The sequence below is a fragment of the Brevibacillus sp. HB1.2 genome, from assembly GCF_013332495.1.
Classification (GTDB): domain Bacteria; phylum Bacillota; class Bacilli; order Brevibacillales; family Brevibacillaceae; genus Brevibacillus; species Brevibacillus porteri.
On the sequence record NZ_JABMIU010000003.1, the window covers coordinates 371,531 to 384,590 of the forward strand.

Sequence of the window (13,060 nt, forward strand, 5' to 3'; positions counted from 1 at the left end):
CAATGAAAGTCGTCATCCTAGCAGGAGGGTATGGCACGCGCATTGGAGAAGAAACGCATCTTCGTCCGAAGCCGCTCATTGAGATCGGTGATTGGCCCATCATTTGTCATATCATGTCCATTTATTCCAAGTACGGTTTCCATGATTTCATCATCTGTCTCGGATACAAAGGCTACATGATCAAGGAGTACTTCGCGCACTACTTCCTTCACCATTCTGATGTGACGTTTGATTTTCGTAACGACAATCAGGTCACTTTTCACAACCATAATGCTGCGCCGTGGCGAGTCACATTGATTGATACGGGGAAAGACACAGGGACAGGTGGAAGGGTGAAGCGGATACAGAAGTATGTGGGAGAAGAAACATTCATGCTGACGTATGGAGATGGCTTATCCGACATTGATATTGAACAGTTGGTAAAATTTCATCGCACGCATAAAAAACTCGCAACGATCACTACGACTCAACCGCCAGGCCGATTCGGAGCATTGGATATTGTCAATGGGAACACCGTAAGAGGATTCCAAGAGAAGCCAAAGGGGGACGGCGGCTGGATCAATGCTGGTTTTTTTGTCATGGAGCCGGGCGTACTTGACTATATTGCGGGTGATGAGACGGTATTGGAAAAAGAGCCGCTGGAGAGCTTGGCCAAGGCGAATCAACTGATGGCTTTCAAGCATACCGGTTTTTGGCATCCAATGGATACGCTCAGAGATAAAAACTACTTGGAAGAACTGTGGAAATCCGGAAAAGCAGCATGGGCAACCAGCCGAATATGAAGGAGGAAGCAGGAGTGGGCGGATTAAACGAGAACAGTGAAGAGGTTTTTTCTCCGATCGGATACGGGGACATTACCATCGATTGTGGGGCAAATCACGGGCTCATTTCTCAAAAAATGGCGGATAAAGGCGCCCTCGTCTTTGCGTTTGAACCGAATCCATACGTATTTGAGGAATTGAAAAAAAGGGTGGGATCCTATCCCAATGTCATATGTATAAATAAAGCGGTTTGGCATAAAAACGACAAGCTACGCTTGCATTTGCATGATCTTTACCATACGGATCCGGCAGGGTCTGCTTATGCCTCTTCTCTTCTGACTAATCATCCAGTTACGAATCCCGAAAAGTATGTAGAGGTAGAGGTGATCGATTTGACACAGTTTATCCAAATGCTCAATCGTCCGATCAAATTGATCAAAATGGATATCGAGGGGGCAGAATTTGAACTGTTGGAAAAAATCGTGGAGCAAAATTTACACCTGCAAATAGAAAAAATCGTCGTAGAAAATCATGAATGGCTGATCGAAGACTTGAAAACGAAAGCCGATCACTTTCGGAGGGTCATGCAAGAAAAACGAATTCACAACATCGACTTGAACTGGGTATAAAGCAGGTGAAGGGGAGCGATCCCAAATGAAGATACTTGTGACCGGCGCGACAGGCTTTCTCGGAAGCCAGCTCGTAAAAGCGCTGCGATTGGACGGACATACCGTCATCATTTTGAAAAGGAGCACTTCCGATTGCTCGCGCATCCAGGACATATTACCTGATTTGATTACCTATGATACGGATTGCGGTCAATGGGAAGCTCCTTTTCTCGAGCAGGAGAGAATCGATGCGATCATCCATACGGCAACCTGTTATGGACGCAACAACGAGAGCAATGCCACGATGGTAGATGCCAATGTGACCTTTCCGCTGAAACTACTGGATGTGGCTATGCGCTTTGGCACCCCTGTTTTTCTGAATACAGATACGTTTTCCAGTGCGCCCGTCCGATTATCCAAGCATCTACAACCATACAATTTGACGAAGCGTCAGTTTCGAGAATGGGGAAAATGCCTAGCAGATACATCTTCCCTGCCATTCATAAACGTCAGGCTGGAGCATCTGTATGGTCCTTTTGACAATACGAATAAATTTGTCTCGACTGTCATCAAAAGCTGTCTCGAAAATCAGCCTGAACTAAGGCTAACAGAAGGAAAGCAAGCAAGGGACTTTATTTATGTGGATGATGTTGTTTCTGCCTTTCGCGTGCTGTTGGCGCATGCTGCCCGTCTACCCGCAGGCTTTACGGAATACCAGGTAGGGACAGGTACTGCTACTTCGATCCGCGAGTTTGTAGAACTGGTTCATCAGATAACGAAATCAAGCACGGTTCTGAAGTTCGGATCGATTGCTTATACAGATATGGAAATCATGCATTCACAAGCGGATAATCGACCACTGCAAGCATTAGGGTGGAATCATCAAGTGAAGCTGGAAGATGGATTGAAAAAGGTAATGGCCGATTTCAACTAACAGCGAAACAAAAAACATGGCGAGCCTGCAGCCATGTTTTTTCGTGTGCCCTTAATCGAGGAAGGTCTTGTTCGTGCAGAACAGATCAGCGTGGAAAGGTTTCATTTCGTCTAGCAAATGGTTGTAGTTCTTCACCTTCACCACCGTATTGTCCCGCTTAAACATATAGATATGGGAAAACAATTTCTCCAGCAGTGTGTATAGCACGAGTGGATGTCTCCCGAAGTTTTCCTTGATGCTCTCTGGGTTGAATTCAATGATCACATCCGGGTCCCACTGCTTAAGCGTTCGCATGGCATTTTCCAAGACGATGACCTCCGAGCCTTCCACGTCAATTTTAATGAGGTCGAGACGCGATATCATATTCTGCTCTACCCAGTCATCCAGCCTGACACATGATATGAATTGGGTGGATTTCTCCACGTCTTCTGGCTCATGCGGGATATAAGACCATCCGCCTCCACGCGGGTCGTCTTTAAAATGGATGTTCCCGTTCCGGTCTGCTATTCCGAGCTGGAGTGGCTCGACATTGGTGATGTGATTCTCGGACAGGTTTCGCAGGAGATAAGGATAATTGACATCGGAGGGTTCGAATGCGTACACCTTGCCTTGGGGCGCAAGATAGCTCAGAGCGAGTGAGATCGGACCGATGTTCGCACCGATGTCTAGGCAAACATGGTCAGGTTGTACGATTTTTTTCAGAGGAAGGATAACGTAGTCTTCATAGTATCCATTGTAATACTCCATAAAGTACAGGACGCTTTGATCGGAGCCGTCCCCATAGACGGTAAAGGTTTGATTGTCAAACGGTAGGTGAAAGTCAACTTTCTTCATCGAATTCGTTGCTCCTTCAAGTGGATTGTAGATCATGATGATGTCATTTCCTACGACGAATAAGAGGTCGGGACGAATAGAATGAACGAATTCTCGTAGTTCTTGGATAGTGGGATAATCGTTCAACAATGGATTGGGACCAATAAAGCAACGAGCATCATCAATCAAAATGACGTGATTTTGAACATAATGCTGCAGAATGGCAGCCAGCTCATGCAAGATGGGGGTGTCTAGGTCTCCTTTGGCTGCCTCAGTTGAGCGGGGGATGTAATGACCGTCCAGCCAAAACAGGCAAGGTGATGTAACAGAGTGCATCAGGTTGGTCAATACTACTCCGCTGTCACCGTGGAGGATATGGATGTGGCTGTCGCCTGAAAATCTCTCTTTTGCCGCTATAAACAAGGCTTCATCCAGCTCGATGGAAACGAGCAAATCAAAATGGTTTTTCATCGCTTGCAACATGTCGCCCTTAAATGTACCTGTCTCGATCAAGGTGCGTATGCCCATCGTTTTTGCTATATGTTTGATCTTCGACTTTTTCAAATCGGTTGTCGGTGCTTCCAATATCCAAAAATCCCAAGTCTCTTGTTCTGTTAATGGAAACGGGATTCGGCGCTCCTTCCTCCACGTCTCCCGAATTTGCTGCATGCGTGACATACAAAGATGACCTCCTTTCAATTGACATTAGCGTGCGACGGAAGAAAAGACAGCCAGCGTTTCGCGCGCGCATTTCTCCCACGAAAAGTGCTTGGCTTGATGGATGCCTTTGGCAACCAGCTCTGCTCTTGCGTCAGGTGACAAATAAAGATGGGCGATTTTCACCGCGATATCGTCGGAAATATTCGGATCGAAGGTGAGAGCAGCGTCACCTACCACTTCAGGAATGCTCCCTGCATTGGAGCAAACGATTGGAATGTTGGACTTCATGGCCTCTACTAGCGGTATGCCAAAGCCTTCGAAAAGGGAAGGGAAGCAAAGGAACTGGGCATTCCGATACAAGTAAGGCATCTCTTCCTGTGGTACGTAGTGGAGCCATTTGACTTGGTTCCACAGCTGGTTATTCGTGATGTAATTCATGACGTTCTGATGAGCCTCTTGAGCAAAACCAGTGAAAACCATGGGAATCCGTATATTGTGTTTATCTCGCAAAGTGACGAGTGCTTTGAATACATTCAGGTGATTTTTATGATGCCATGTATTCGCAGGGAAAAAGCCGTAGCCACTGGGCAGCGTATACTTTTGTATGACCTGTTGATTGAGTGCCTCATTATGCGGCAAGGAAAATTCCCGCGAAGCATCCAGGTGGATCGCATGTACTTTGTGCGGAGGAAGCTCGAATTTTTGGAGGATCGTTTGTTTGGAAAACTCCGAGAGAGTCAGCACGGCACTGCAATGCTGTGCAGACGATTGGTAGTTGTCTTTTCGCCAGCGCAAGGAATGAGCATCGAAAAACTCCGGGTAATACTCATGCTGGATATCAGGAATGTTGATAACAGAAGGGATTGTGACATCGGTTGGATTCAAGACAAGCAACGGACAAAACCACAAGTTCAACTGCAAGGAGTTAATCCAGAAATGAAGCATCGCGTGTGCATTTCCGTGGTCGGGGATCATGAATTTGCGCACATTCTTTTGCGCCTCAAAGGTATGGAAATTGTGTGACGATAAAAAAAGAAACCACTGATGGCCGTCCCCAGCATTCATCGAGTAGGCCAGCAAGTTCCTGACATACTGTTCCATCCCGCCGATTTTGCCAGGAATCACTGACATCAGATTGATTCCGACTCTCATGTAGGAATCCTCCCTTGTACGTGAGGATGTGCCATGTACCAAGCGATCGTTTTTTCCAAGCCAGCGAGTAAGGAAGTTTGTGCCACGAAGCCGAACCGTTCTTTTGCTTTGGTCACATCCAGCAAGCGGCGCGGTTGTCCGTCAGGCTTGGTTTTATCCCACTCGATCTCTCCTTGGAAGCCGCTTAGCTGCCTGATGATTTCGGCTAAATTTTTTATGGAAATTTCGTGGCCGGAGCCGATATTGACCGGTTCCGATTGATCATAGCGCTGTGTAGCAGCAATAATCGCCTGTGCAGCATCTTCGACATAGATGAACTCTCTCGTCACGCTCCCTGATCCCCAGAGCACGATCTTCTTTTCACCATTTCGTATAGCGTCCACGCATTTTCGAATGATGGCAGGGATGACGTGAGAGGTTTCCAAATCGAAGTTGTCGCCTGGACCGTACAAATTGACAGGGAGCAAATAAATGGAATTGAACCCGTATTGCTCGCGATAAGCTTGCGATTGTACCAGCATCATTTTCTTGGCTAAGCCATACGGAGCATTGGTTTCTTCAGGGTAACCATTCCATATATTTTCTTCCTGGAACGGTACGGGCGCATGCTTCGGATAGGAGCAAATGGTTCCGATGGCTACGAATTTTTCGACACCGAATAACCGGGATTGCTCTATAAGCTGGGTCCCCATGATCAAATTATCGTAAAAGTATTTTCCGGGATTTTTTTGATTCGCGCCGATTCCGCCGACGACGGCAGCCAAGTGAAGAATGATATCGGGACGGAAATCTTGCAACATCTTGTTCACATCATGTTCTTTGCGAAGATCGTATTCATGGCTTCTAGGGATGAAGATGTCCGTACAGTCCAATTTGCGCAATTGATGAACGACGTGGCTTCCTAGAAATCCTGATCCGCCAGTAACCACAATCCGTTTTTTCGCCAGATTCAATTCGTGTCAACCTGCCTTTCTCGTCCGCATTCATGTTCGAGGCGATGGGACTCTGCGATTTACCCATTGTTCGATTTGGGCCTTGCCTTTGGTGAATTCCTGATAAAATTGGTACTCCTCATAGGAAAGCGGGAGGACTTCTTCTAGGTGGTAGCTGATAGATCGTTTGACTTTAGGATTGTTGGGGTGGCTCTGAAGGATCTGCTGGCTGCAAAAAATACTCACTTCACATCGCTGTCCCTCTGAGGTAATGGGAATCACGACTTGAAAACGCTCGTGGGTAACTTGGAATTTGTGTACGAGTTTCCCATTTCTCATGACATGAAAATGCAGGAGAGGGGCGGTATTATGGTTGCTTCCTTTGATAAGCAAAGCGTGCATCGGTCCATAGCTGGCTTCGATGGTCATTCGCAGGTTTTGGGGAGCCCATGCGTCTGAGTAGCGGTTGGATGCAATGATTTGGGGAGAGGGTCCGAACGCATGATACGCTTTGAGCTTGTGGAGAAACCAAAATGCTCCTTGATTGTAATGCTTCTGCGTATAGTGATAGAGCCATTCATTCGAGATGGTGCCATGATGCTTCACGCTTGTTTTCAAAATTTCGGAAAAGCCTGGCTCCAATTCATAAACGTACGTTTTACACGCGCTGTACAAGCGGGAATTGGCCAAAAACTCTGGTATCGTCCCAATCGGATAATGCAGGGAGATCCGGTTCCACAGATCGTAATCCATGCACCAGTCGTGTTCTTCATTTACACCACCAACTGCTTCAAAGGCATGTTTGCGCAGGAAAGCAGCGGGTTGGCAGATGAGGTTGAAATTGAACAATTTTTTTCTGTCAAACTCTACCCAAATGTATGGATACTTTACTTTGTCATTTTCATCAATGTGGAGCCCTTTTCCGTAAACCACTCCCCATTCGGGATGCTGCTGCAAGGCTGCGACGGCCTTTCGAATCGCCCCGGGAAAATACGTATCATCTGAATTAAGCCAACCGATGATCTCTCCACGGGCCATTTGTAATCCTTTATTGATGGCATGGGATTGGCCGCGATCTGGTTCGGAAACGTAGCGGAAGCGGTCTTGCAGATGGCTATACTGCTGCAAGATGCCCACTGTACCGTCCGTTGAGGCGCCATCAACCACGATAAGCTCAATATGGGGATAGTCTTGCGTCAGTACGCTATCAATTGTTCGTTTGATGAATTTTGCTTGGTTGTATGAAGGGGTGATAACACTCACGAGAGGAAGGGATTGCATGGACATAGAGGTTCCTCCTGATTTTTTCTAAACATCCACTCGGCGTTTTCAAGAGCTGTTATGTTGGCGTAGCACAGAGCGCCAGTAATTCAATAAATCTTCCATCGTTTGCTGGAAAGAGATTTCGGGCTCCCACCCAGTCTTTTTTCGAAACAGCGAGGAATCGCCCAATACGATGTCTACATCGGAGGGTCTTAGTCGATCAGTGTCGACATGTATTTCCACCTGCACATCTGTCAGCGCCAGCAACGTCTTCAACATGTCCTCGATGGTATAGCGAGTACCAGCGGATATGTTATATACATCTCCTGGTTCGCCACGAGTAAGCGCCAACCAGTACGCCCTGACAATATCACGGACATCTGTGAAGTCTCGAATCGCACTGAGATTCCCGACGTTTACTTTTGGTTCTTGCAGGCCTAGCTCAATCTGGGCTATTTGTTTGGCAAAATTGGAGGTGACATAGCTTTCGCCTCTTCTGGGCCCTGTATGATGGAACGTACGGGTACGGATGATCGCCAGACCGTAACTGTGATGATATTGATACCCGAGATAATCCTGGGCAATTTTACTGACTGCGTATGGATTGAGGGGACGGAGGGGATTGGTCTCCTTGATAGGGATTTCCTCCGGATAGACCAAACCATATTCCTCACTGGAGCAAGCGATTTGAATCTTGCACGGAACAGCATGGTTGCGTACCGCCTCGAACAAATTTAACTGTGGGACAATATTGTTCACCATCGTATCTGCAGGAGACGACACCGAGGTGGGGACGAAGCTTTGGGCAGCTAGGTGAAAAAGGAGATCAGGCTTTATTCTCTGGATGAGTTCATTTACAGATTGGGGATCTTTTAATTCACAGTTTTCCATATGCACGCGGTCCATCAGGTGCCCCAGTTGCTCTTTTTTGGTAAGGGACCGGAATGTGCCGTAAACATCCACATCCCCCCGCGACAGTAGATATTCAGCCAAGTGACTGCCGGCAAATCCCGTTACTCCGGTAATCAATGCCTTCATGAGTCGAATCCCCCCTGTCCATGATGCTCATAGCGAAGGATGAACAGCTTAACATATTATGAATATGGAAAAACGTGAAAAATGGCACGGCGCACAGCTCGTTTCCAAAGGGAATTTTATTGGGATTAGGGTTCGGCTCGCACCCATTTGCAGGTCGGATAGTCGAAATACATGTAATCATCTGTATTCGGGATGTCTTGTGAGCGAAAATAGGGGATATATTCTTTTGCATGTCCTTGAAAATGCAAGGAATGAGCTGGGAGGTAGTTATTCGTCTCTGTTATTTTGCAAAAGAGCATGCCGTCCTTTTGATAGATCTGTTTCTTCGTTTCCAAGCTGTTTGCTTGCGGACAGGATGGGGCAAACGGACAATTGAGATTATGATCGAAAAAGCCGTTTGCAACCAAGCCGTACGTAGCGCCACGGCGAAGTGCGTAATTGTGAAAAAGAGTAAACAATACCATATCTGAAATAGGAACATCACCGATTTCTTTTGCAAATTGAAGCAAGTTCTCATAGTGAAGAGGATCGCGGAAAAATTTGGTGGTGTATTCGCAGAATTGATCGAGTTTATCCAAGTCGCACACTGTTGTCCAGGTAAACTCGAATGTGAAATCGTGGAAATCATTTTCGTTTTGCTTGCTGATGTCGGTGTAGAGCATCACGTCAGAGTCCAGGTAGCAGCAACGATCGATACCCTGACTCCTCATAAAATCGCGTAGAATAAACCAGCGTTGGAAGCAGAACAGATTGTATTCGTAGGAGGTGGGGGAGGAGTGCTTGTAAACAAAAGAGTAAGCTTGGGCGCTTTTGAAATACTTACTCAACAGGTAGTGCTCTATATTATCGGTACTAAGTTGCTTGGTTTCTGGCTTTCCAATAAGAATGACACGAGAGGAAGGATTGCTGTATTTCGCCTGTTGCACGCATAATCCTACATGCTCTTCAGCCGTTCTGTGAATAAACACGATGGGCAAACTCAAGATACACATCTCCTCTGTCTTACAAAATGTCTGATAGGCTCCTATTGGTAAACTTTCTCCTAATATATGTCCCGAGGAGGGCCTTGAAACGGCAGGCGCCTCTTACGTGGAACATTTTGTATGAGAGACGTGCAAATAGCCTGTTTTGCAGCCTGTTCATTGAATGACCAATCGTATCCGCAAAAAGATAAATAAGATACGTAAAGAGGGATGTTGTGAATGGAGGCATGGCAAGAATGGATGTGTTAAACCAATATGAAAAACGAGTGTATTCCCAAAATGGAGAAGACGGCATCATTGAAGAAATATTTTCGCGAATCGGAGCTACGAATCGCTATTGTGTAGAATTCGGAGTTGGAGATGGCTCGGAATGCATGATAAAAAAACTCGTCACGCAGCATGGATGGAGCGGATTGGCGATGGAAGGCGATCTGAACAGTTGCAATAAAATGTCTGCTGATTATGCTGCCTATCCCCAGGTCATCATCAAGAATGAGTTGATCACGAAAGAAAATATTTCTCGGTTATTCGAAGAAAATGGTGTTCCAAAGGAATTTGATCTGCTCTCCATCGACATTGACGGCAATGATTACTGGGTATGGCAAGCTCTTTCTATTTACACACCGCGGCTTGTTGTTATTGAGTACAATGCTGCTTTTCCACCCCCACAAAAAATGGTGATTGCCTATCAGCCTGATTTTAAATGGGGTGGCACTACCTACTATGGTGCCAGCTTGAGTTCCTTGGCTATTTTGGGAACCAGGTTGGGGTATGCCTTGGTGGGGACAGATTCAAAGGGCGTCAACGCTTTTTTTGTAAGACGCGACTTGCTTCTCCAATCAGGTTTTCCTGAACGAACACCAGAACAAGCTTATCATCCTCCTCGGTACGGAACAGTCGCGGGCGGACATCCTCATCAATCCGGTCCGTACTTGGAAATCTAGTCGTTACTAGAATTCGAGCATCTGCAAGACAGCTTGTTTCAAGGTGAAAAGCCTTTCTTGGCTATCCTGCTTACTCGTTCCTTTCACCCCTAAATAAATTTTGATTTTGGGCTCCGTACCTGAGGGTCTGACACAAAACCACGAATGATCGTGGAAAAAGTATTTGATCGTATCTGAGGCAGGCAAGGTGAGCGGTGTGGATGTACGTGTTTGGCAATCTGTGCGGATTCCGCTGGCATAATCTTCGATGGCTATGACGGGGTGGGAGGCGATTTGGGAAGGTGGCTGACTGCGCAGGGAAGACATCGTTGCCGATATTTTTTGCATGCCATCTCCTCCTTTGCATGTGAAAGAAATCAGCTCTTCCGCATAATAACCGTAACGGATGAATAAGTCATTCAGTGTATGATCGAGGCTTCTGTGCTGTGATTTGTAATACGCGCACATGTCAGCAAGCAACAAAGCAGTTTGTACGGCATCCTTATCCCGGACAAAATCGCCGATTAAGTATCCGTAGCTTTCTTCGTAACCAAATTGGAAGACGTACGCGCCACTATTTTCGTAGGCTTCGATTTTTTCGCCAATATATTTGAAGCCTGTCAAAGTATCTTCTGTCGATACACCGAAGTCTGTCGCAATGGCTCTGCCCATTTCAGAGGTGACGATTGTTTTCAATACAATGCCGTTAGAGGGGAGCTCCCCCTTTTTTTGTTTGGTTTCCAGCAGGTAATGAAGAAGCAAGGCTCCCAGCTGATTCCCTGTCAGGACGCTGTAGTCTTCTGCCTGGTTTTTGACGAGCACACCGAGGCGATCTCCATCAGGGTCCGTCCCCATGATCACGTCGGCATCCACCTGATTGGCGTATGAAATCGCTAATCGAAAGGCTTCAGGCTCTTCGGGATTAGGCGAGGTTACAGTCGAAAAGTTAGGATCGGGGACAGCTTGCTCTTCAACGACACTCACTTGTTTATACCCGAACAATTTCAATCCACGTGTGATCGAGTCATGCGTCGTTCCGTGCAGGGGAGTAAAGACGATCTTCACTTGCTCCCGGATCGCAGGAGATAAGTCTGGATGGACGCGCAATTGCTTTACTTTTTCCAAATACGCATGCAAGAGAGAATCGTCAATGTAGTGGAGAAGTCCATTTTTGTACAGCTCTTGTTCATCGGCTGGGGTGATTTCGAGTTCATTTCCGGCTGCAACGATATGTTCCATCAGTCGTTCGGCTGTCGCGAGCGTAATTTGCCCCCCGTCTGCGCCATAAATTTTGTAGCCGTTATATTCGGGAGGATTGTGGCTTGCTGTAATGACAATGCCAGCACACGCGCAAAAGTGGCGGACAGCAAAGGAAAGCAGAGGGGTAGGAGTCAGTTGATTGAATATACATGTAGTAATCCCATACTGACCGAGAACTTTGGCGGTTTCTGTGGCAAACAATTGTGAGTGTTTCCGTGAGTCATAGGCAATGACGACTTTTTTGACGGACAGATCCGGGTATGTTTCGAGCAAATAAAGAGCTAGCCCTGCGCTCGCTTTGCGAATCGTGTATAAGTTGATGCGGTTTATTCCGGGCTCCATGACCCCGCGCATGCCTCCGGTTCCAAATGCAATCGGGGCAGAGAAGCAATCCGCAAGCTGCTTTTCATCAGTGTGCATGGCGGTTAACTGCTGACGAAGCTCTGGATCGAGGGATTCACACTCGTTCCAGCGTGTATAGTGTGCGTGCCAGTTTGCATTCATGTAGAGTTCACTCCCGTGTGTAGAGTACGACATCATTTACTAGGGTATTAACGAAATGGTGAGGGAGTGAGTGGATGTGATTAAGACTGGAGGATGTGAGTCTAACATGAAGGTGGATTGGCTGATAGTCGGAGCTGGATTTACGGGTGCTACACTCGCAGAGCGGATTGCCAACGGGCTTGATCAAAAAGTGTTGGTGGTAGAGGGGCGCAATCATATCGGAGGAAATGCCTATGATTGCTATGATGAGCAGGGGATACTGATTCACAAATACGGTTCGCACACCTTTCATACGAATTCCAAGCTGGTCTGGGACTATTTGTCGCGTTTTACGCAGTGGCGGCCGTACTTCCATGAGGTGCGTGCCTATGTCGATGGCATAAAAATACCATTGCCTTTCAATCTGAATGCATTGTCTGCTTTGTTTTCCCCGCAATATGCGCAGAAACTGGAGAGCTTACTGATCCGTCAATATGGATTCGGGGCGAAGATTCCGATTCTGAAGCTACGGGATAGTGCTCATGAAGAGCTAGGTTTTTTGGCTGATTACATTTATCAAAAAGTATTTCATCGGTATACGATTAAACAATGGGATTTGAAGCCGGAGGAGCTGGATCAGTCTGTTTCCGCAAGGGTTCCTGTGTATGTCAGCAGGGACAATCGGTATTTTCAGGACACGTATCAAGGAATTCCGTTGCATGGCTTTACGACAATGTTTCAACGTATGCTCGACCATCCGAATATAAAGGTGCTTCTCAATACGGACTATCAAGAAATTGCGGATGAAATCAGGTATAAACGTATGATTTACACAGGCCCGATCGATTCCTTTTTTGGCTATAAGCATGGACAGTTGCCTTATCGAAGCCTGCGCTTTCATTTTGAGACGCATCAAAAGGAGTGGTACCAAGAAGTGGGGACTGTCAATTACCCCAATGAGTATGATTTCACCAGAATCCTCGAACAAAAGCACCTCACAGGTCAAGTCGTTCCTCACACAACCATATCCTTCGTCTATCCACAGCCGTATTCACCTGGCGAAAACGAGCCTTATTATCCAATTCCTCGCAAGGAAAACAGCCAACGGTACAGCCTCTATAAACAAGAGGCGGAGCAAATACGCGATCAGGTGCTTTTTGCCGGGAGACTCGCGGACTATCAATACTACAACATGGATCAAGCAGTGGCGCGGGCATTGACCTTGTTTAAGCAGATTGTCACAGAATAGT

General features: G+C 46.7%; 12 protein-coding genes. 5 read left to right on the forward strand and 7 right to left on the reverse strand.

Annotated elements, in window-relative coordinates:
* Positions 1-2 precede the first annotated feature (2 nt).
* Genes rfbF through HPY28_RS09835 form a run of 3 tightly spaced genes read left to right on the forward strand, consistent with a single transcriptional unit; the run spans position 3 to position 2,303 of the window.
* On the forward strand, positions 3-782 hold the full coding sequence (gene rfbF / locus HPY28_RS09825) for a glucose-1-phosphate cytidylyltransferase (protein WP_017247453.1): 780 nt from the start codon (positions 3-5) through the stop codon (positions 780-782).
* A gap of 14 nt (positions 783-796) precedes the next feature.
* Entirely contained in the window at positions 797-1,390 is a 594-nt protein-coding gene (locus HPY28_RS09830; protein WP_174226502.1) for an FkbM family methyltransferase, read from the forward strand.
* A 25-nt stretch (positions 1,391-1,415) separates the two neighbouring features.
* The gene (locus HPY28_RS09835) at positions 1,416-2,303 is read left to right on the forward strand and encodes an NAD-dependent epimerase/dehydratase family protein (protein WP_174230495.1); all 888 of its coding nucleotides are present in this window, start codon (positions 1,416-1,418) and stop codon (positions 2,301-2,303) included.
* A gap of 51 nt (positions 2,304-2,354) precedes the next feature.
* Here the strand turns inward: HPY28_RS09835 and HPY28_RS09840 are convergent, their stop codons facing one another.
* From HPY28_RS09840 to HPY28_RS09865, 6 genes are all read right to left on the reverse strand, one after another.
* On the reverse strand, positions 2,355-3,794 hold the full coding sequence (locus tag HPY28_RS09840; protein ID WP_017247456.1) for an FkbM family methyltransferase: 1,440 nt from the start codon (positions 3,792-3,794) through the stop codon (positions 2,355-2,357).
* Between the two features lie 27 nt (positions 3,795-3,821).
* The gene (locus HPY28_RS09845) at positions 3,822-4,928 is read right to left on the reverse strand and encodes a glycosyltransferase family 4 protein (protein ID WP_174230496.1); all 1,107 of its coding nucleotides are present in this window, start codon (positions 4,926-4,928) and stop codon (positions 3,822-3,824) included.
* Positions 4,925-5,881 (reverse strand): GDP-L-fucose synthase family protein, encoded by a 957-nt coding sequence (locus tag HPY28_RS09850; RefSeq protein ID WP_174230497.1) that lies wholly within the window; start codon positions 5,879-5,881, stop codon positions 4,925-4,927. The genes HPY28_RS09845 and HPY28_RS09850 overlap by 4 nt, the downstream gene beginning before the upstream one ends.
* Positions 5,882-5,911: 30 nt before the next feature.
* Positions 5,912-7,147 (reverse strand): glycosyltransferase family 2 protein, encoded by a 1,236-nt coding sequence (locus tag HPY28_RS09855; RefSeq protein WP_174230498.1) that lies wholly within the window; start codon positions 7,145-7,147, stop codon positions 5,912-5,914.
* Between the two features lie 42 nt (positions 7,148-7,189).
* A complete protein-coding gene (locus HPY28_RS09860) occupies positions 7,190-8,161 on the reverse strand; it encodes a GDP-mannose 4,6-dehydratase (RefSeq protein ID WP_017247460.1) in 972 nt (323 codons plus the stop codon).
* 125 nt (positions 8,162-8,286) lie between these two features.
* Positions 8,287-9,153: a hypothetical protein gene (locus HPY28_RS09865; protein ID WP_254613022.1), complete on the reverse strand. Its 867-nt coding sequence runs from the start codon at positions 9,151-9,153 to the stop codon at positions 8,287-8,289.
* 227 nt (positions 9,154-9,380) lie between these two features.
* Between HPY28_RS09865 and HPY28_RS09870 the strand changes: the two genes are divergently transcribed.
* A complete protein-coding gene (locus HPY28_RS09870) occupies positions 9,381-10,088 on the forward strand; it encodes an FkbM family methyltransferase (RefSeq protein ID WP_017247462.1) in 708 nt (235 codons plus the stop codon).
* A gap of 6 nt (positions 10,089-10,094) precedes the next feature.
* On the opposite strand, the gene HPY28_RS09875 is transcribed toward HPY28_RS09870, so the two are convergent.
* A complete protein-coding gene (locus tag HPY28_RS09875) occupies positions 10,095-11,831 on the reverse strand; it encodes a phospho-sugar mutase (protein WP_174230499.1) in 1,737 nt (578 codons plus the stop codon).
* Between the two features lie 106 nt (positions 11,832-11,937).
* Here HPY28_RS09875 and glf point away from each other — a divergent pair, with 106 nt between their 5' ends.
* The gene (gene glf, locus HPY28_RS09880; RefSeq protein WP_174226514.1) at positions 11,938-13,059 is read left to right on the forward strand and encodes a UDP-galactopyranose mutase; all 1,122 of its coding nucleotides are present in this window, start codon (positions 11,938-11,940) and stop codon (positions 13,057-13,059) included.
* The last annotated feature ends 1 nt before the right edge of the window (position 13,060 follow it).